The sequence below is a fragment of the Micromonospora radicis genome, assembly GCF_003583405.1.
GTDB classification, from domain to species: Bacteria; Actinomycetota; Actinomycetes; order Mycobacteriales; family Micromonosporaceae; genus Micromonospora; species Micromonospora radicis.
On the sequence record NZ_QXEC01000001.1, the window covers coordinates 184,117 to 202,811 of the forward strand.

At 73.5% G+C, this 18,695-nt stretch carries 16 protein-coding genes; 8 read left to right on the plus strand and 8 right to left on the minus strand.

Features of this window, described 5'->3' with window-relative positions:
* The first annotated feature begins 13 nt into the window (after nt 1–13).
* Nucleotides 14–364 (plus strand): STAS domain-containing protein, encoded by a 351-nt coding sequence (locus tag D2L64_RS00840; RefSeq protein WP_119572494.1) that lies wholly within the window; start codon nt 14–16, stop codon nt 362–364.
* Nucleotides 365–424: 60 nt separating this feature from the next.
* On the opposite strand, the gene D2L64_RS00845 is transcribed toward D2L64_RS00840, so the two are convergent.
* The 3 genes from D2L64_RS00845 to D2L64_RS00855 form a co-directional block, all read right to left on the minus strand.
* Nucleotides 425–805 (minus strand): FKBP-type peptidyl-prolyl cis-trans isomerase, encoded by a 381-nt coding sequence (locus D2L64_RS00845; protein WP_119572495.1) that lies wholly within the window; start codon nt 803–805, stop codon nt 425–427.
* Nucleotides 806–1,125: 320 nt separating this feature from the next.
* Nucleotides 1,126–1,698, minus strand: coding sequence for a DoxX family membrane protein (locus D2L64_RS00850; RefSeq protein ID WP_199714355.1), 573 nt, complete (start codon nt 1,696–1,698; stop codon nt 1,126–1,128).
* A 169-nt stretch (nt 1,699–1,867) separates the two neighbouring features.
* The gene (locus D2L64_RS00855; RefSeq protein ID WP_119572497.1) at nt 1,868–2,587 is read right to left on the minus strand and encodes a helical backbone metal receptor; all 720 of its coding nucleotides are present in this window, start codon (nt 2,585–2,587) and stop codon (nt 1,868–1,870) included.
* 118 nt (nt 2,588–2,705) lie between these two features.
* On the opposite strand from D2L64_RS00855, the gene D2L64_RS00860 reads away from it, so the two are divergent.
* Together D2L64_RS00860 and D2L64_RS00865 are read left to right on the plus strand one after the other, a co-directional pair.
* Nucleotides 2,706–3,566, plus strand: a complete 861-nt coding sequence (locus D2L64_RS00860) for a PDDEXK family nuclease (protein ID WP_119572498.1) — start codon at nt 2,706–2,708, stop codon at nt 3,564–3,566.
* Nucleotides 3,567–3,841: 275 nt separating this feature from the next.
* Nucleotides 3,842–5,119, plus strand: coding sequence for a hypothetical protein (locus D2L64_RS00865; protein WP_119572499.1), 1,278 nt, complete (start codon nt 3,842–3,844; stop codon nt 5,117–5,119).
* A gap of 150 nt (nt 5,120–5,269) precedes the next feature.
* Here the strand turns inward: D2L64_RS00865 and D2L64_RS00870 are convergent, their stop codons facing one another.
* Nucleotides 5,270–5,617 (minus strand): histone-like nucleoid-structuring protein Lsr2, encoded by a 348-nt coding sequence (locus D2L64_RS00870; RefSeq protein ID WP_119572500.1) that lies wholly within the window; start codon nt 5,615–5,617, stop codon nt 5,270–5,272.
* Nucleotides 5,618–5,910: 293 nt separating this feature from the next.
* On the opposite strand from D2L64_RS00870, the gene lon reads away from it, so the two are divergent.
* On the plus strand, nt 5,911–8,247 hold the full coding sequence (gene lon / locus D2L64_RS00875) for an endopeptidase La (RefSeq protein ID WP_119572501.1): 2,337 nt from the start codon (nt 5,911–5,913) through the stop codon (nt 8,245–8,247).
* A gap of 64 nt (nt 8,248–8,311) precedes the next feature.
* Here the strand turns inward: lon and D2L64_RS00880 are convergent, their stop codons facing one another.
* Nucleotides 8,312–10,009, minus strand: coding sequence for a DEAD/DEAH box helicase (locus D2L64_RS00880; RefSeq protein ID WP_119572502.1), 1,698 nt, complete (start codon nt 10,007–10,009; stop codon nt 8,312–8,314).
* 182 nt (nt 10,010–10,191) lie between these two features.
* The gene (locus D2L64_RS00885; RefSeq protein ID WP_233558688.1) at nt 10,192–11,058 is read right to left on the minus strand and encodes a hypothetical protein; all 867 of its coding nucleotides are present in this window, start codon (nt 11,056–11,058) and stop codon (nt 10,192–10,194) included.
* A gap of 112 nt (nt 11,059–11,170) precedes the next feature.
* Between D2L64_RS00885 and D2L64_RS00890 the strand changes: the two genes are divergently transcribed.
* The 4 genes from D2L64_RS00890 (at nt 11,171) to D2L64_RS00905 (ending at nt 15,758) form a co-directional block, all read left to right on the plus strand.
* Complete coding sequence (locus tag D2L64_RS00890; protein ID WP_233558689.1) at nt 11,171–12,349, plus strand: sensor histidine kinase; 1,179 nt, start codon at nt 11,171–11,173, stop codon at nt 12,347–12,349.
* An 86-nt stretch (nt 12,350–12,435) separates the two neighbouring features.
* Complete coding sequence (locus D2L64_RS00895; protein ID WP_119572815.1) at nt 12,436–13,041, plus strand: response regulator transcription factor; 606 nt, start codon at nt 12,436–12,438, stop codon at nt 13,039–13,041.
* Between the two features lie 146 nt (nt 13,042–13,187).
* Nucleotides 13,188–14,144 carry a DUF5715 family protein gene (locus tag D2L64_RS00900; RefSeq protein WP_119572503.1) on the plus strand — a complete coding sequence of 319 codons (957 nt, stop codon included), beginning with the start codon at nt 13,188–13,190 and terminating at the stop codon, nt 14,142–14,144.
* 3 nt (nt 14,145–14,147) lie between these two features.
* On the plus strand, nt 14,148–15,758 hold the full coding sequence (locus D2L64_RS00905; protein ID WP_119572504.1) for an asparagine synthetase B family protein: 1,611 nt from the start codon (nt 14,148–14,150) through the stop codon (nt 15,756–15,758).
* Between the two features lie 80 nt (nt 15,759–15,838).
* Here the strand turns inward: D2L64_RS00905 and D2L64_RS00910 are convergent, their stop codons facing one another.
* Together D2L64_RS00910 and D2L64_RS00915 are read right to left on the minus strand one after the other, a co-directional pair.
* Nucleotides 15,839–17,068 carry an ArsB/NhaD family transporter gene (locus D2L64_RS00910; protein ID WP_119572505.1) on the minus strand — a complete coding sequence of 410 codons (1,230 nt, stop codon included), beginning with the start codon at nt 17,066–17,068 and terminating at the stop codon, nt 15,839–15,841.
* A 98-nt stretch (nt 17,069–17,166) separates the two neighbouring features.
* A complete protein-coding gene (locus D2L64_RS00915; RefSeq protein WP_119572816.1) occupies nt 17,167–18,546 on the minus strand; it encodes a serine/threonine-protein kinase in 1,380 nt (459 codons plus the stop codon).
* Nucleotides 18,547–18,695: the final 149 nt, after the last annotated feature.

Below are 18,695 nucleotides of genomic sequence, written 5' to 3' on the forward strand. Positions count from 1 at the left end.
ATAGGTTCGGGTCATGCGAGAGCGCGAGGAGCGGTTCCACGTCGAGACCCGGGTGTCCGACGAGGCGGTGTGCGTCCACCCGGTAGGTGTGGTCGACATCGCCACCGTCGCGGCGTTCCGGGCCGCACTCTGGGCCGCGCCGCCGCGCCGGGAACTGCGCGTCGACCTCTCCGAGGTTCGGTTGCTCTCGGCAGCCGGGGTGCGCGCACTGGTCGCGGCGCGCCTGCGGGTGCGGGCCCGGGGCGGCGAGCTGGTGCTGGTGGATCCGCCGCCGGTGGTGGAGCGGGTTCTGCGCGCCACCGGCCTGCGTCGGGTCATCCCGGTCGTCGAGGCCGCGCCCGCGCGGGTGCTCGCCACGGTGTGACGGCGGCCGGATGCCGGGGGCGTCCGGCGCCGGGCACGGGGCCGGCGCCGGACGCGTCGGTCAGCGGACGCCGAGCAGGTCGACCACGAAGACCAGCGTCTCGTTGGGCTTGATGACGCCACCGGCGCCCCGGCTGCCGTAGCCCAGGTGCGGCGGGATGGTCAGCTTGCGCCGGCCACCGACCCGCATCCCCACCACGCCCTGATCCCAGCCGGAGATGACCCGCCCGCCGCCGAGCGGGAACTCGAACGCCTCGCCCCGGTTCCAGGACGCGTCGAACTCGTTACCGGTCGAGTGGGAGACGCCGACGTAGTGCACTCGGGCCACCTGGCCGGTCTGGGCCTCCGGGCCCTCGCCGACGGTGATGTCCTCGATCACGAGGTCGGCCGGCGGGGCGCCCTCGATCGGACCGATCTCGGGCTTGCTCGCTGCCTGGTTCATGCGAATTCTCCTGTGACGTCGCTTCCGTTCAGCACAATCCTGCCGGATGCTACGGCAGCAGCGCCCCACCCCCGCCCACCTCCACCCGTCCCGCCCGTCCCCGCGCGTCCCCGCTCCCGTCCCGCCCGAGCCCGCCCGCGTCCCCGCCCCGCGCTCATCCCCGCGCTCATCCCCGCGCTCATCCCCGCGCTCATCCCCGCGTCCGCTATAGAAGCGTCGCGGGGCGGCGGGCGTGCGGGCGCGCGGGGGTGGGGGGTGGGGGCGACGAGGGCGGGCGTCACCTGGGTGGTGACGCCCGCCGGTTGGGGGAGGTGAGTCGGTCAGCGGAGCCAGCCGAACCGCTGGACGACCGGCAGCCGGGCCCAGGTGCGGCCGATGCCCCAGGTGTCGCCGGCGTTGGTCACCGCGAGCAGGGCCAGCACCCCGGCGTAGACCAGGTGGTCGTCCATGAAGGGGTTGTTGGCGGGCGGCAGGGCGGCCGTCCACATCAGCACCAGCAGCAGGCCACCGGCGGCGGCAGCGACGCGTACGCCGATGCCGAGCAGTAGCGCGGTACCGATGGCCGCCAGGCCGATCATGAACAGCCAGTCGGCCCAGGCGGCGCCGGCGATGCCGTTGTAGAACCCCTGGAACGGGCCGGTGGCGCCGAAGGTCAGGAAGCCCTTGGTCGGGCTGCCCCCGTTGAGCCAGGCGTTCTTCGCCTCGGTGGCGAATCCCAGGCCGAACAGCTTGTCCAGGAACGCCCAGAGGAAGATCCAACCCAGCGCCAGGCGAAGCCCGGCGAGCAGGTAACGGGTGGCCCGCTTACGGGTGGCCTGCTCCCGGCTGGTCTCGGCCCCCGGGGTGTTGGCGGCGGCGGCGTTCCGCTCCATCATCGCGGTCATCGTGTCCACGTCCCTTCTCTGCCTCGCACCGCTGTCCCGGTGGCATCTTCATTGGACGCCCGCGGGGCAGCGGTCCAGCAGGGCCGACCAGGCCATGATCGGGCGGGACCTTGGTCCTCTGTCCACCGGGACCTACCGCCCGCCGCCCACCGGGGTGGTCCGGCGCGACCGGATGCGGTCAGCCGACGACCGGGATGGCGAGTTGGCCGGACAGCACTCCGGGCGCCTCGGCCAGCGACGGGCCGTACCAGGTCAGATGTCGACCGGAGACCAGGGCGCAGGGTAAGCCGGAAAAGGCGTCCGGTCCGTCGTCGCGGGTGAACCGGTACGGTTCGTCGGGCAGTACGACCAGGTCCGGTGCGGTTGCCCGCAGCTCGGTCAGGCTCGGGCGGGGGTACCGGTCGGACGACTCGGCGTACGCGTTGTGCACGCCGAGTCGGCGTAGCACGTCTCCGGCGAAGGTGTCGGCACCGAGTACCACCCAGGGACGCCGCCACACCGGAATGACCGCCCGTCGGGTGGTGGCCGCCGGCAGCGTGGCCCAGGCGGAACGGGCCGCGGCCAGCCACTCGGGCTCCGTCGGGGCGCCGAGGTCGCGGAGCAGTTCGGCCAGCTCGGCCAACGCCTGGTCCACGGTGCGCGGGTAGGTCACCCGAACCGGTATGCCGGCGGCGGCCAACGCGACGGCGTCCTCGCGCCGGTTCTCCTCGATGTTGAGCAGGACCAGGTCCGGCCGCAGCGCGCGGACCCGGTCGAGGTCCGGGTACTTGCTGCCGCCCACCCGCGGCACGTCCAACTCGCCGGGGTGAGTGCACCAGTCGGTGGCGCCGACCAGCAGGCCGGGCAGGGTCACCGCCACCGCCTCGGTCAGCGACGGCACCAGCGAGACCAGCCGCATGCGCGCTCCTTCCTGTCGACTCCCGGACAGCCACTCCAGGGGCCACCCGGGGGAACCGACCGGCATGATCGTCAGCCTAGACTCGGGCGGTCGGCGGCAGGATTGGGTGGAGACGACGATGACCGGTGGCGACGACTCCTGGCTGGCGACGATTCCGGCCGGAGCCGGACGCGGCACGGTACTGACCCGGGCGGGGCAGCGGGTGCAGGCCGGGCTTCGCCTCGGCGACCTGGTCCGGCGCCGTCCACCCGGCCTCACCGCGAGTCAGTGGAACACCGCCGGCCGGGGCCGTTTCGACCTGGTGGTCTGCGCGCAGGACACCGGACGGGTGGAGTTCGCCGTCGAGTTCCGGCCGCCGTCGACCGACACCGCCGCCCGACGTGCCGAGCGGATCATGGATGCGGTCACCGCCGCGGTCGGCCTGCCCGTCCTGCGGATCGTCTCGGACACGCTGCGCGCCGTCGAGCACGGGCCGGGCATCGTCACGTACCTGATCGACGCGCGCCGGTACGCGGCGGGCGCCGGCGGGCCGGACGTGGTCGCCGTCGGCTTCCGGGACATCGTCGGCCGGCTGCCCGACGGGCGCACCGGCGCGGTGAACGATCTCGGCGCGCTCGCCCGGGCCGAGGCGGTGGAGGCGTACGTGGCGCGGCGGCTGGCCGACCCGATCCTGCGCGGGCTGCACGTACGTTGGTCGGCCGGCCCGGCCGAGGGTTGGAGCTGGGTCGAGGTGCGCCCCGGCGAGTGCCTGCTGGAACGGGTGTCGTTGCAGACGCACCGGCTCTCCTGCGGGATCGAGCCGGCGCGCCTCGCGGAGGATCTGGCCGCCCTCGCCGTCGGTGACCGGCTGCGGACGTTGGAGAGCGGCACGCCGGCCCTGATCCGTCGGGCGGTACTGCTCGACGACCTCCGGGCATTGCGGGACCGCCGGGACGAACTCGTGGACGACTTCGCGTACGACCATCTCTGCCAGGGCTGAGGCACCCGCACCGGCCGAGCGGTGACCCGCCGCCGGAAGCGACCGAAAAAAAGGTCACCGGTCTTTGAACCTCCGTCGCGGCCGCTCCGTACCTCACCGCGAATGGACAGGATCCCCAACCCGCACCGGTAGGCGCGGGAGACGGTGCGGAAAGGGCATCGTCGCTCGTCGACGTGCCATCGGTGCGTTCGGATGTCCGCCGAGCGTGCCACCACGATTCCGTTCGGTCCGTCGAGTCACGAATCAGGTACCGGATCGAGAAGGAGAGCAATTCGATGCGCAGGTCCCCCCGGTCGCGCCGACCATCCGGTAACACGCGGACGAAGCGACTGCTGGCAGTCGGTGCCACGCTCGCCGTATTCGGCGGCGTGGTCGCCGTAACCCAGATCTCGTCGGCCGGTGACCGACGGCCGAACAAGCAGACCCGGCCGGTCGCGGCCGAATGCGTGGAACCGAGCCCCGGCGCGACCGCCCCGGCCGCTCGTGGTGTCACCACCACTCGCACCTGGCAGAACGGCCGCTGGGTGACCAACCACTGGGGTGACGGCCAGCAGACCGTCGAGGAGTGCCAGGAGACCCGCAACGGCACCGGCGGTGCGGCCACCGGCGCACTGGCCGTGGCCTGCCCGGACGTGGTCAGCCGGCTGCCCCAGGTGCCAGACCGGGCGCGCGCCGAGGTGGACCGCAACCTGGCCCTGTTGCAGACCCAGATCACCGAGGCCGACCAGCGACTCGCCGCCGAGGGCAACCGGGGTCAGGCGTTCATCGACAACGCGATCCTGGGCCCGCTGGCGAGCAAGCGACGCGCGACGCTCGACCGCATCACCATCGCCATCGACCGGTTCGGCCCGCGGCCGCGCGGCCTGGCCAACCTGGCCACCTGCCAGGTCCGGCCGGTCGACAACACCAACGGCGGGAACACCGGCGGCAACAACGGTGGCAACAACGGCGGGGGCAACAACGGCGGGAACAACGGGGGCGACAACGGCGGGAACAACCCCAACAACGGCCTCGGCGTGCTGGCCAACAACTGCAACAACAGCCAGCTGCAGCCGCACGACGGGTTCCAGAACGGCAACCGTTGCATCAGCACCGCCTTCGGTGAGGTCGGCGCCGCCGCCAACAACCCGTCGCTGCTGATCACCGAGTTCCCCCAGCAGATCAACCGCAACGAGGGCTTCGCCATCCGGGTGAGCACCCGTAACCTGGTCCGCGACCGCTTCCTGCCGGCCGGTCAGGGTGGCTACTACCTGGAGAGCTCGCTGCTCAACGGCGAGGGGCTGACCCGGGGCCACTTCCACACCGCCTGCCGGATGCTGAACAACACGAACGAGGCGCCGGCGCCCGAGCCCGTACCGGCCTTCTTCGTCGCCACCGAGGACGGTGGCGGTGGACGCCAGCCGGACAGCGTGGTCATCCAGATTCCGGGTCTGCCGGAGTCGGGCACCGCCCAGTGCGCGGTCTGGGCCGGTGACGGTTCGCACCGCATCCCGATGTCGGAGCGGGCCAACCAGACGCCGGCGTTCGACGCGGTGCGGATTCAGGTCAACTGACACCGCCGATCGGCAGAACAAAGCGGGGCCGTCCGGAGTGGTGACTCCGGCGGCCCCGCCGCCTATGTGCCGGCCGACGTGTCGTTCGTCGCCGGTCCCCGAATACCTCTGGTGCGGTCCGCACCGGGACGGCTGCCGTGAGGCGGCTGCTCAGCGGTTCTTGTACGCCTCGACGACCTCGACCGGGATGCGGCCCCGCTCGGAAATCTTGTAGCCGTTGCTGACCGCCCATTCCCGGATGGCGCGGTTCTGCTCGCGGTTCATTCCGGGCGCCGCCGAACCACCGCCCCGGCGTGGGCTGCGGACCGTGTCGGAACCGCCACGGCCGAGTCGCCGACCGGCATTGATAAACGGATCCAGCGCCTTGCGCAGGACGCCCGCGTTCTCGTCGGAGACGTCGATGGTGTACGCCACGCCATCCAGGCTGAACTCGACCGTCCGGTCGGCCTTTCCGCCATCGAGGTCGTCGGTCAGTACCGTGATTACTTTTCGCGCCATCGTCGATTACTCCTTGTGTCGGGCGGGGCGTGGTCAAAGTTTGACTGATCGTCAGGCAATTGCGCAACAAAAGCCACACCCTGCTGCTGCTCGCGTTTTGCGTCCCGTTGAAATCCTGATTTCGGCAGATGTCGGCGCGACCGGCCCGGCCGCCGATCCCGGTCCTTGAGGTGGGGCCGCTGTCGGGCCGGGTTCCCGAGGGCGCGTCGTGTCCTGGATCACAGCGAGGAACAATGCCCGCCGTCCGCGACTTGAGCCTGACACGCTCAACTCAATGCGATAGCAGGTGTTCGATGGCAACCCTTCCGGTACTTCCACTGACCGACGCCGTACTGCTGCCCGGCATGGTCATCCCGGTGACCCTCGACCCGACCACCCAGGCCGCGGTCGACGCGGCCCGCGCCACCGGCGACCAGACGCTGCTCGCGGTGCCCCGCCTGGACGGCGAGTACGGCTCCGTCGGCGCGATCGCCACCATCGAGAAGGTCGGCCGGTTGCCCAGCGGCGAGCCGGCCGCCGTGATCCGTGGCCTGGCCCGCGCCCGCATCGGCTCCGGCGTGCCCGGCCCCGGCGCGGCGCTCTGGGTCGAGGCGTCCGAGATCGACGAACCCGCCCCGGCCGGCAAAGCCCGGGAACTCGCCCGTGAGTACCGCGCGCTGGTGACCTCCGTGCTCCAGCAGCGAGGCGCGTGGCAGGTCATCGACGCGGTGGAGCGGATGACCGACCTCTCCGAACTGGCCGACTCGGCCGGTTACGCGCCCTGGCTGAGCCTGGCGCAGAAGACCGAACTGCTGGCCGCGCCGGACGTCACCGCGCGGCTGGAACTACTCGTCGGCTGGGTGAAGGACCACCTCGCCGAGCAGGAGGTCACCGACCAGATCAACTCCGAGGTACGCGAGGGGCTGGAGAAGTCGCAGCGGGAGTTCCTGTTGCGCCAGCAACTCGCCGCGATCCGCAAGGAACTCGGCGAGGACGCCCCGGACGGCTCGGCCGACTACCGGGCCCGCGTCGAGACCGCCGAGCTGCCCGACAAGGTACGCGAGGCGGCGCTGCGCGAGGTCGGCAAGCTGGAGCGGGCCAGTGACGCATCCCCGGAGGCGGGCTGGATCCGTACCTGGCTCGACACGGTGCTGGAGATGCCGTGGAGCGTGCGTACCGAGGACAACACCGACCTGGCGGCGGCGCGGGCCGTGCTCGACGCCGACCACGCCGGCCTGGCCGACGTGAAGGACCGCATCCTGGAGTACCTGGCGGTGCGTAACCGGCGGGCCGAGCGTGACCTCGGTGTGGTCGGCGGCCGTGGCTCCGGCGCGGTGCTCGCCCTCGCCGGTCCGCCCGGGGTCGGCAAGACCAGCCTCGGCGAATCGGTGGCCCGGGCGCTCGGGCGCAAGTTCGTCCGGGTCTCCCTCGGCGGCATCCGCGACGAGGCCGAGATCCGTGGCCACCGGCGTACCTACGTCGGTGCGCTGCCCGGTCGGATCGTCCGGGCGCTGCGGGAGGCGGGTTCGATGAACCCGGTGGTGCTGCTCGACGAGGTAGACAAGCTCTCCGTGGGGTACGCCGGTGACCCGGCCGCCGCCCTGCTGGAAGTCCTCGACCCGGCCCAGAACCACACCTTCCGCGACCACTACCTCGAGGTCGACCTCGACCTGTCCGACGTGCTGTTCCTGGCTACCGCCAACGTGGTGGAGACCGTCCCCGGCCCGCTGCTGGACCGGATGGAACTGGTCACCCTGGACGGCTACACCGAGGACGAGAAGGTCGCCATCGCCCGCGACCACCTGCTGCCCCGGCAGCGGGAGCGGGCCGGTCTCACCGCCGACGAGGTCGACGTGGATCCGTCCGCGCTGGGCCGGATCGCGGGGGAGTACACCCGGGAGGCCGGCGTACGGCAGTTCGAGCGGGCCCTCGCGAAGATCATGCGCAAGGTCGCGGTGGCGCTCACCGACGACCCGACCCCGGTCCGGGTCGGTGCCGACGAACTGGTCCGCTACCTGGGGCGGCCCAAGCACACCCCGGAGTCGGCGGAGCGTACGGCGGTGCCGGGCGTGGCCACCGGCCTGGCGGTCACCGGCGCCGGGGGAGACGTGCTGTTCATCGAGGCGACCAGCATGGAGGGTGAGCCGGGGCTGACCCTCACCGGTCAACTCGGCGACGTGATGAAGGAGTCCGCGCACATCGCGCTCTCCTACCTGCGGGCCAACGGCCGCCGGCTCGGCCTGGACCCGAACGCCCTCGCCGGGCGGCGGATCCACCTGCACGTACCGGCGGGCGCGGTGCCCAAGGACGGCCCCAGCGCCGGCATCACCATGGTCACCGCGCTGGCTTCCCTGGCCAGCGGCCGGCCGGTACGCCCCGAGTTCGGGATGACCGGCGAGGTGACCCTCTCCGGTCGGGTGCTGCCCATCGGCGGTGTGAAGCAGAAGCTGCTCGCCGCGCACCGGGCCGGCCTGACCGAGGTGATCATCCCGGCCCGTAACGAGCCGGACCTCGACGACCTGCCCACCGAGGTACGCGAGGCGTTGACCGTGCATACCCTGGCCGACGTCGCCGACGTGCTCGCCCTGGCCCTGCGCCCGGCCGAGATCGACCCCGCGGAACTGGGCGGCCAGCGCCTCACCGCCGCCTGAGGTGCCGATGTGAGGAACGGGCCCCTGCCGACGCCTCGGGCGTGGCAGGGGCCCTTCGGCGCACCTAGCGGCGGTCGTCGCGGTCTCGGCGTACGGTGGCCTTGCGGCCCTTGATGGTGCTGCTCCGCAGGCCGGCGATCACCTCGTCGGCGACGGCGATCGGCACCTCGACCAGGGAGAACCGGTCGGCGATCTCGATCGAGCCGATGTCGCGGCCCCGGATGCCGGTCTCCCCGGTGATCGCACCGACCAGGTCCTGCGGGCGCACCCCGGCCCGGCGGCCCACACCGATGAAGACCTGGGTGGTGCCGTTGGTCCGGGGCCGGGCCGGCCGGCGCTCGCCCCGTCCCTCGGCCCCGGCCCGAGGCTCCCGGGCCGGACGGACCGCGACCTGCGGGATCTCCTCCTCGGCCTCGTCCGAGCCGGGCAGGGTCGACTCGTGGGCCAGCTTCACCGCGGCCAGCGCCACCTCCATCAGGTCGAACTCGTCACTGAGCGTCTCGACGATGACCCGGAACGGATCCAGGTCGTCCTCCAGCAGACTCTCCCGCAAGGCCGCCTGGGTCAGCTCCAACCGGCGGGTCCGTAGGTCGGCCACCGTCGGGATCTTGTCGATCGTGATCCGTTGCCCGGTGACCCGCTCGATGGTCTTGAGCATCCGGTGTTCCCGCGGTTCGGCCAGGGTGATCGCCACCCCCTCCCGCCCGGCCCGTCCCACCCGACCGATGCGGTGCACGTACGACTCCGGCGCCGACGGCACGTCGTAGTTGACCACGTGGCTGAGCTGCTCGACGTCCAGCCCGCGTGCCGCCACGTCGGTGGCGACCAGCAGATCCGCGGTGCCGGCGCGCAGCCGGCCCATCACCCGGTCACGCTGTTCCTGGCTCATCCCGCCGTGCAGCGCCTCGGCCCGGTAGCCGCGCCCGTTCATCGTCTCGGTCAGCCGGTCGACCTCCTCCCGGCTGCGGCAGAACACGATCGCCGCGGTCGGCGACTCCACGTCCAGCACCCGACCCAGCGCCGCCGGCTTGTGCGCCCGTGCCACCAGGTACGCGCTCTGCCGTACCCGGGGCGCCTCACCGGCCACCGGCTGCTCCCGGGCGATGAGGATCCGTACCGGGTCGGTCAGGTGCGCCCGCGCCATCCCGTCGATGCGCGCCGGCATGGTCGCCGAGAACAACACCGTCTGCCGCTGGGCCGGGGCGTGTTCCAGGATCGCCTCGATGTCCTCGGCGAAACCCATGTCGAGCATCTCGTCGGCCTCGTCCAGCACCACCGTGCCGAGGTTGCCCAGCCGCAGCGTGCCCCGGGCGATGTGGTCCAGGGCGCGGCCCGGTGTGGCGACCACCACGTCGACCCCCAGGTCCAGGGCGCGTAGCTGCCGGCCGATCGGCTGCCCGCCGTAGATCGGCAGCACCCGGGTGCCCAGATCCTTGCCGTAGCGGTGGAACGCCTCGGAGACCTGCACGGCCAGCTCACGGGTCGGCACCAGGACCAGCGCGACGGGGTCGCCGTCGGGCCGGTGGTCGGGCATCCGCTGGAGCAACGGTAGCGCGAACGCGGCCGTCTTCCCGGTGCCCGTCGCCGCCTGTCCGAGCAGGTCCCGGCCGGCCAGCAGCGGGCCGATGGCCTCGCGCTGGATCGGGGTGGGCTCCTCGTAGCCGAGTGCGGAGAGCGCGGCGAGCAGTTCGGGCCGCAGGCCAAGGTCCGCGAAAGCGGGCTGTTCGGTGGACGGGTCGAGCGGTATGGACGTGGAACTCATGGGTCAAGCCTTTCATCACCGCCCCCCGGCCGCTGCGGCGACCACCGCAACGCCCACCGGTGGGCCGCCGTCCGGGCCGGTGGGCCGCCGTCGCGGCCCCACCGTGGCGGCGCCACCGGCGTGGCCACGGAGTTCCTGGACCTCGACTCCGGCGCGGGGCGGTCAACCCACGCGGGCACGCGTCATCCGGTGGTCAGCGCCAACACGATGGTGACCCCGAGCACGGCGTCGATCACCGCACACCACTCCGCGTACCCGCGCGGCACCACCCGTCGGCTGCGGTGGTGCGCGAGATCCCACCCCGCGTGGGCCAGCCAGCCGGCCGCCACCAGCCACCGCCCGGCGGTGCCGCCGAGGACCACCGCGACCAGGGCCAGCGCCGACCAGGCCGTCAGGCCACCGAGCTGAGTCCGCAGATTGCCCGGTACGCCCCACTGCCGCCGTACGGTGCCGATGACGAGGTACCCGATGGGCAGGACCAGCAGGGTGTACGCCCCCAGCGCCGTCGGCGTGCTCCAGTTGTCGGCGGTCATCAGCAGCGCCAGCGCGGTCGGCCAGCGGTGCACCAGTACCCGGACCAGCGGGTGTCGCGGCACCGGCCGGGCGGTCGGATGCCGGGCGTACTCGGTCCGCCGTCGCAGTGCGGCCAGCACCATCGCCGGCACCATCAGCAGGTGCGTGCCGGTCAGCAGGGCGCCCGCGTCGAGCAGCCCGGCCCGGTACGGCACGAGCAGCAGCAGGGCCGGCACGTACATGGCCAGCACCATCTCGACGGTCGCGGCGGCGCAGTGCCCCCGGTAGCCCATCCAGACCGCCATGCCGATGCTCATGTCGGTGGCCATCAGCAGCGCGGCGATGCCGGGTGTCGCCGGTGCCAACCCGAACGCCGTACCCAGGGCGGCGCGGGCCGGCCCGAGTACCAGCATCCCGGCCAGCATGGCCAGCACCATCTCCAGTAGGTGCCGGAGCAGCGGCCGCGACCAGTGGCGTCGGGCCGGTCCGGCCCGGTGGCCGGCGGTGGTGGGGGTGGGGGAGGTCAGCTCGGTCATGCCACCGAGCGTCGGGGTGGGCGAGGGCGGGGACCAGCCGCGCGGTGTCACCGGTCGGCCGGGCGTTCCGCCCGGCCGACCCGGGCACCTCGGCGGGTCCACCGGTGCGCCGGTGGGCTCTACCCTGGCGACCGTGGTGGCGGACGCGGCGGTGCCGGGCAGCGGGCGGACCCTGTCCCGCGCCCGGGCCGCGACCCTGCTCTCCCTCGCCTCGGGCATGGCCGGCACGCTGCTCCTGCCGGCGGTCGGGCTGGCCCGGGAACCGGACGGTTGGCGGGTCGCCTCCGGCGCGCTCGCCCTCGCCGCGTTCGCGCTGGTGCTGGCGGCGGCGCTGTACGCCGTGGTGACGCCCGACGAGGCCGGCATCCGGCGCCGGTGGCTGCGGTTGGGCTACGGCACCGTGGCGGTGCTCAGCGTGCCGCTCGTCGGGCCGGTCGGCGGCACCGCCTGGCCCACCTGGGCCTGGTTCGGCGCGGCCCTGGTCGGCGGGGTTCCGTTGCTGGCCCCGTTCCGGCTGGTGCTGCCGGCGACGCTCGCCGCCGTCGTGGTGTCCGGGGCGGTCGGCTGGTTCATCGGCCCGGCGGTCGGCCGGTCGGTGCTGATCACCGGCTCGGTCGGCCTCGGCATCGCCCTGGTGAACGGCTTCCAGGTGTGGTTCTGGCGGCTGCTCGTGCAGGCCGAGCAGGGGCGGGCCGCGCAGGCTCGGCTGGTCGCCGCGCAGGAGCGGCTGCGTTTCGCCGGTGACGTGCACGACCTGCTCGGGCACCACCTGACCGTGATCGCGCTGAAGGCCGAACTGGCGGCCCGGCTGGCCGCCGACGACCCGGCACGGGCCGGCCGGGAGGCGAGCGAGGCGCAGCGGCTGGCCGCCACGGCGCTGACCGAACTGCGCCGTACCGTGCACGGGTACCGCCGGGTCGACCTCGCCGAACAGCTCACCGCCGTCGGGGAGGTGCTGCGCTCCTCCGGGGTGCGGTGCACGGTCGTGCCGCCGGTCGGTGAGTTGCCGGCGGAGGCGGCGACCCAACTCGCGGCGGTGCTCCGCGAGGCCGGCACCAACGTGCTGCGGCACAGCCGGGCCGGCTGGTGCCGGATCGAGATCGTCCAGGAGGAGGGCGTCGCGCGGATGACCGTGACCAACGACGGAGTGGCCGACTCGGCGGCACCGGACCGGCACAGCCACGGCCTGCGCGGCCTGGCCGACCGCCTCGCCACCACCGGTGGGCAGCTGCGGACCCGCCGGGCCGACGGCGTCTTCGCCGTCGAGGCGACCGTGCCGACCGCCGCATGACCGCCGCGGACCGGCCGACCGCCGACGGCGGCGCGACCGTGGGGAGCCGCCGGAGCGTCGTGGGCGGCGGGACCGGTGACCGGCCGGTGATCCGGGTGCTGCTCGCCGACGACGAGGAGTTGATCCGTACCGCGCTGGCCGCCCTGCTCGACCTCGAGGCGGACCTCATGGTCGTGGCGCAGGCGGCCGACGGGGAGGCGGCGGTGACGGCGGCGCTGGCCCACCGGCCGGACGTGGCGGTGGTCGACCTGGCCATGCCCCGACGGGACGGGTTCGCGGTCGCCGCCGAACTGGCCCGGGCGGTGCCGGACTGCGCGGTGGTCATCCTGACCGGTCAGGGGCGGCCCCCGCACCTGGCCCGGGCGCTGGCCGCCGGGGCCCGGGGCTTCCTGCCCAAGGGCGCCCCCGGCGGCGCGCTGGCCGACGTGATCCGCCGGGTGCACGCCGGTGGCCGGTACGTCGACCCGGCGCTCGCGGCCGACGCGCTCACCATTCCGCCGTGCCCGCTGACGCCCCGGGAACTGGAGACGCTGCGCCTGGCCGGGGACGGCGCACCGGTCGCCACGATCGCCCGCCGCGCACACCTGTCCACCGGCACGGTCCGCAACTACCTGGCCCTCGCGGTGCAGAAGCTGGGCGTGGAGAGTCGCGCCGAGGCGCTCCGGGTGGCCCGCGAGTACGGCTGGCTGTGAGCCCGCCGGTCGGTACGGGGTCGGGTATCCGGTCTGCCTCCTTGTGGAGTAGATAGGAGGATTGTTCGGGCTCCTCCCGCAAAACGTGCTTACGGTGTCGCTGAGGGTGACGTACGCCGTGTGTAGCGACGGGAGAGGACCCGATCATGCGCTTGCCCAGCCGTAGCCCGGGACATCGGTCCGGTCCTCCCGCGGCGCCCGCCCGCCGCCGCCCTCGTGGCCCGGCCCGGCCGCCGGCCGCGACCGAGCCGGATCTGGACGCGTACCGCGACGCCGTCGCCGAACTGCTGGTCGAGGTGGGCGCGCTGGCCGGGGCGAGCAGCACCAAGGCCCGGCAGCTCCTGATCGACCAGCGGCTGCGCGAGCCCGCCATCGCCGCGGTGCTCGACGCCACCAGCCAGGGGCTGGTCGGTGCCCGGGAGACGCTGCTGCTGGAGATGGCCCGCTACCAGCCCAATGCGCGCAGCTCCGCCGCGGACCTGACCGCGCTGGTGCGGATCTATCTGCTCTCCCGCATCGACGTGATGTGGTGGCGCGACGCCGGCACCTTCCTCACCGACACCGAGGTGCATCACAGCGCGGAACTGGTCGACCTGGAGTGGCTGCGGCGCCGGGACCTGCTGCGGTTCCGCTACACCGAGCAGCCCCGGAACCTGGCCGGTCGGGGAGTGCGGGCGCTGCGCCGACGGCTGCTGCCCGACGCCACACCGCGTACCGCCGGACTGCTGTTCCGCCGGGCCCGTCGGGAGGTGGTCGCCCTGCTCAACGACATCGGCCGCGAGTTCACCGCGGCCACCCCGGCGGGTACGCCGCCGTTGTGGGTGACCAGCCTGGTACGCAGTGCCGAACACCAGTACCGGCTGCGCCGCCTGGGGTACGCCGCGATGGTGCCCAGCGGCCACTGCCTGGGCTGGGCGGTGGACCTGGAGATGGAGTGGTACCGCCGCTTCGGCGCGCGGGACGTGCTGGCCGGGCTGCTGCTGAACCGGCAGCGCGCCGGTGAGATCAACGTGGTCGACGAGGGGCAGGCCTGGCACGTCTGCCTCGCGCCGGCCGCGACGCTGCGGCTGCGCCGGGCGTACGAAGCCGAGATGGGGATCTGAGCGATGTGTGGGGTCCTGCTCAGTCTCGGCCCGGAGGCCGACCCGGCGATCTTCCGCCGGATGCTCGCCACCCTGTCCCCGCGCGGCGAGGTCACCGAGACGCGGTACGAGACCGGCCTGCTCGCCGGTGTCCGGCGGCTGCGGGTGGTGGACCGCGACCGGGCGGTGCAGCCCTGGGTCTCCGCCGACGAGCGGTGGGTGCTCTGCTACAACGGCGAGGTCTTCAACCACCACGAGTTGCGCGCCGAGCTCAGCGCCCTGGGGCACCGGTTCCGCAGCGCCAGCGACACCGAGGTGGTGCTCGCCGCCTTCGAACACTGGGGTGAGCAGCTGGTGACGCGGCTGCGCGGCGAGTACGCCTTCGCCATCGTGGAACGGGCCACCGGCCGCGCGTACCTGGTGCGGGATCCGCTCGGCGTGAAGCCGCTGTACTGGTCGCGGACGCCGGGTTGCCTGCACCTGGCCAGCGAGGTCAAGGCACTGGTCCGCGCGGGCGCGCCGGTGGTCGAGGTGCCGCCGGGCCACCACGGCTGGGCCGACGCCGACGGTCAGGTCGAGTTGCGCCCGTACGTGGACCTGCTCTCCCTCGGCGCGGGCCTGCCGATGGTGGCGGACCCGGACGAGGCCGCCCGGCTCGTGCGTACCGCGCTCACCGACAGCATCCGGGTGCGGCTGGACACCGACCTCCCGGTGGGCGTGGTGCTCTCCGGCGGCCTGGACAGCTCGCTGGTGCTGCTGCACGCGGCCGCGCTGCACCCGGACTGTGTCGCGGTCACCGTCGGGGTGCCGGAGAGCCCCGACGTGGCGTACGCCCGGCGACTGGCCCGCGACCTCGGTGTCCGGCACGAGGTGGTCGAGCTGCGCCCGCGCGACATCCGGCTGACCGACGTACGTGAGGCGATCAGAATCTCCGAGCTGACCGAGTACGGCGACATCATCAACGCGGTCGTCTCGGTGCCGATCTTCCGCCGGCTGGCCGAGCTGGGGATCAAGGTGGTGCTCACCGGGGACGGCTCGGACGAACTCTTCGGCGGCTACCCGATGTACCACGAGGTCGGACCGGAGGCGTCCCGCCGGCTGTTCCTGCACAAGATCCGCAACCTCTGCCGGACCGAGTTGCAGCGGGTGGACCGCACCAGCATGGGGTTCGGGGTGGAGGCCCGGGTGCCCTTCCTCGACCTGGCGCTGGTCGAGTTGGCGATGCGGCTGCCGATCGGGCTGAAGATGTGCGCGGGGCAGGAGAAGTGGATCGTCCGGCGGGCCTTCGCCGACCTGCTGCCCGACTACATCCGGCGCCGGCCGAAGAACCCGATGTCGTACTCCTCCGGGCTGCACGAGCGGGCCCGGTTGTACAAGCCGCTCTTCGCCCGGCTGCACCGCTCGTTCGGCTACCACCTGCTGGAACCGGTCCGGCGGGACTTCGACAGCGTGCTGATGCGCTGCGACAACGACCTGGACGCGGCGATCGCCGCCGGTCGGGCACGTCCGGACTACACGGTGCTCGAACACGCCCGTGACCTGGTCGGCGCGGCCCGCTGGAACGCCGCGCCGATGGTGCGTCGGCTGGTCTCGCCGCGTCGCAACCGGGGCGACGAGGCGCCGTTGCCCGGCTGACCCCGGCCGGACCGTCGGTCGCGGTCGTGGTCTCCGGAGCCGCCCGCCGCACAGTCGGCGGCGCGGAAGACGGGGTCGGCTCAGCCGGTGAGCAGGAGAGCGCCGACGGCGGCGAGCGTGCCGAGCGTGGCCAGTACGGTGCTGGTGGCCAGGAACCGGCCCAGCGGGATCTTCACCCGCGCCGCCCGGCAGCGTTCCAGCCACAGCAGGGTGGCCAGCGACGCCCACGGCAGGGCCAACGGCCCCACGTTGGTGCCGACCAGGAGGGCGAGCAGGCGCTGCCGGTCGCCGACCGGCAGGACCGTCTCACCGGCGAGGTAGGCGGGCAGGTTGTTCACCAGGTTGGCCAGCAGCGCGCCGGTGCCGCCCGCGCGCAGTACGCCGGCCACCCCGCCCTCGTCCCCGGCGAGCCGGGCGACCAGGTCGTTGAGCCCGTGCTGGCCGATCGTCTGGATCACCAGGAACAGCCCGGTGACGAAGACCAGCAGCCGCCACGGCAGCAGCGCCGGGCGCAACGTGCCGGGGGAGCGGACGGCGAAGCCGAGGAGCAGGAGTCCGGTGGCGACCGCCGAGGCGAGCCCGACCGGCGCCCCGGCCAGGATGCCGCCGACGAACAGCAGGCAGGCGGCGAGCGCCGTCCGGTACAGCACCGGATCGGCGGGGCGGTGTACCGGCGGCGCGGGGAACCGGCCGCCGGCCGGCCGGTCACGTCGCCACCAGAGGTACCAGAGCAGGATGATGGTGACCGCGAGCACGGCCAGTTGGGGCAGCCACATGACGGCCGCGTAGGCCAGCGGGTCGAGCCCGATCCGCTCGGCGGCCAGCAGGTTGGTCAGGTTGGAGACCGGCAACAGCAGGCTCGCCGTGTTCGCCAGCCAGACCGTGGTGATCGCCAGCGGCGCCACCGCCGTGCGCAGGGTGACCGCCAGGGTGACCATCACCGGGGTGAGCAGCACCGCCGTGGTGTCCAGGTTCAGCACGATGGTGGTCAGCGCGGCGAAACCCACACAGAGCGCGAACAGCGCCAGCCAGCGGCCCCGCGCCGCGACGGCCAGCCGGGTGGCGAGCACGTCGAAGACACCGGCGGCCGCGGTCAGTTCGGCCAGCACCACCACGGTGCCGAGGAAGAGCAGCAGGGGCACGACACGGGCGAGGGTGTCGGCGGCGGCGGCGCGCGGCAGCAGTCCGGTCGCCACGCAGGCGGCACCGGCCACCGCGAGCGCGATGGCGATCACGTCGAGCGGGTGGGGTCGGCGTCGGCCGTCGGCCGGCCGGTTCGGGGCGGGCGGGGCGTCCCCGGATGCGGTCACGGCTGGTCATCCTCACACGCCCGGCGTACTGCTGCGGTTTCGACGCCGCTGCCGGTGACGGCGGGCACGGCCGGCCGCGCCGGTGCGGCTGTCCCGGCTCAGCCGGCGCCGTTGCCGGCGCCCGGTCCGGACCCGGTGTCGTCGTCGGGCGGCGCGGTGGTCGGCGGCGGTGGGGCCGTCGTCGGCGTGTGCGGCTCCCCGCTCGGCGTGCCGGGGCCCGTCGGGGAGGGGCTGCTCGGCTCCGGATCGGGCGACTCGGGCGGGTTCGACTCGGTGGGCTCCGGGGTGCTCGGCGTCGGCGTCGGCGAATCGGTCGGCTTCGCCGTCGAGTTGGCCGGCCGCAACGGCGGAGCCTGCGCGGGACCGGTGTCCGTCTCGATCGGTGCCGGCGCGTCCTCGGTCGGTGCCTCAGCCGCCGGTGGACTGCTCGGCAGCTTCACTGCCGGGGTGTTGGCCTCGCGTGCCGCGCCGAGCGCGGTGCCGAGCGCGACCAGGCCCACCACCACCGCGGTGAGCGCGCCGACCAGGGTGCCCCGACCACGCCGACGGCCGACCGGAGCCGTGTCGAACTCCGTGTTGTCGGCCCGGGTGTTCGGGCCCGCGTCGCGCACCATCGCGGCGGCCGGGACCATCGCCGTCGGCATCGAACCGTCCGAGACGGCGGCCCGGGCCGCCTCCGCCATCGCCGCGCCGCTGCTGAACCGCGCGGTCGGCTCCTTGGCCAGTGCCTGCCCGACCAGGGCCCGAACCGCCTCCGGGATGTCGTGCGGCAGTTCCGGGGGCGGATCGTCAAGATGCCGGACGGCGACCTGGAGGGGATTGTCGCCGGTGAACGGCGGGCTGCCGGTCAGGCAGCAGTACGCGACCGCGCCGAGCGCGTACAGGTCGGTCGCGCCGGACACCGGCCGGCCGGCGGCCTGCTCGGGCGCCATGTACAGCGCGGTGCCGGGCACCGCGTTGGTGCTGGTGATGCTGGTCACGTTGGTCGACCGGGCGACACCGAAGTCGACGAGGACGACGCTGCCGTCCTCCTGTACCAGCAGGTTGCTCGGCTTCACGTCGCGGTGCACGATGCCGCCGAGGTGCGCCGCGTGCAGCGCCTGCGCCACCTGGGCCACCACCGACATGGTCTGGCCGACGTCCAGGCGACCCTCGGCCTCGATCCGCTTCGACAGCGGCTGGCCGGTGACGAACTCCATCACCAGGTAGTCGGCGTGCCCCCCGCCCGGTAGCTCGTCCTCGCCGCAGTCGAAGACCTGCACGATGCCGGGATGGCGCAGCGCCGCCATGATCCGGGCCTCGGCGCGGAACCGGGCGATGAAGTCGGGGTCGGACACCAGGGAGGGCAGCAGCACCTTGACCGCGACCTGCCGGCCGAGGATCAGGTCGGTGCCGCGCCAGACGTCACCCATGCCGCCGGTGGCGACACGTTCGTCCAAGCGGTACCGGCCGCTGAGTACGACCTCCGAAGACAACACGGCACCACCGTACCCACAGCGGCGTCGGCCGGCGCGCCGGCCGGGCCGGGTGGCGCGCACTCGGGTACCGGTGTCGCGGGCCGGGCCGGTCGTCGACGCCTACCGACCGCGACGGCCCGGTCGCGGCGAGTTGATCTTCTCTGGTGTGG

Coding starts and splice junctions, on each gene's coding strand:
- D2L64_RS00840 (WP_119572494.1), top strand. CDS start 14: ATGCGAGAGCGCGAGGAGCGGTTCCACGTCGAGACCCGGGTGTCCGAC.
- D2L64_RS00845 (WP_119572495.1), bottom strand. CDS start 805: ATGAACCAGGCAGCGAGCAAGCCCGAGATCGGTCCGATCGAGGGCGCC.
- D2L64_RS00855 (WP_119572497.1), bottom strand. CDS start 2,587: ATGCGGCTGGTCTCGCTGGTGCCGTCGCTGACCGAGGCGGTGGCGGTG.
- D2L64_RS00860 (WP_119572498.1), top strand. CDS start 2,706: ATGACCGGTGGCGACGACTCCTGGCTGGCGACGATTCCGGCCGGAGCC.
- D2L64_RS00865 (WP_119572499.1), top strand. CDS start 3,842: ATGCGCAGGTCCCCCCGGTCGCGCCGACCATCCGGTAACACGCGGACG.
- D2L64_RS00870 (WP_119572500.1), bottom strand. CDS start 5,617: ATGGCGCGAAAAGTAATCACGGTACTGACCGACGACCTCGATGGCGGA.
- lon (WP_119572501.1), top strand. CDS start 5,911: ATGGCAACCCTTCCGGTACTTCCACTGACCGACGCCGTACTGCTGCCC.
- D2L64_RS00880 (WP_119572502.1), bottom strand. CDS start 10,009: ATGAGTTCCACGTCCATACCGCTCGACCCGTCCACCGAACAGCCCGCT.
- D2L64_RS00885 (WP_233558688.1), bottom strand. CDS start 11,058: ATGACCGAGCTGACCTCCCCCACCCCCACCACCGCCGGCCACCGGGCC.
- D2L64_RS00900 (WP_119572503.1), top strand. CDS start 13,188: ATGCGCTTGCCCAGCCGTAGCCCGGGACATCGGTCCGGTCCTCCCGCG.
- D2L64_RS00905 (WP_119572504.1), top strand. CDS start 14,148: ATGTGTGGGGTCCTGCTCAGTCTCGGCCCGGAGGCCGACCCGGCGATC.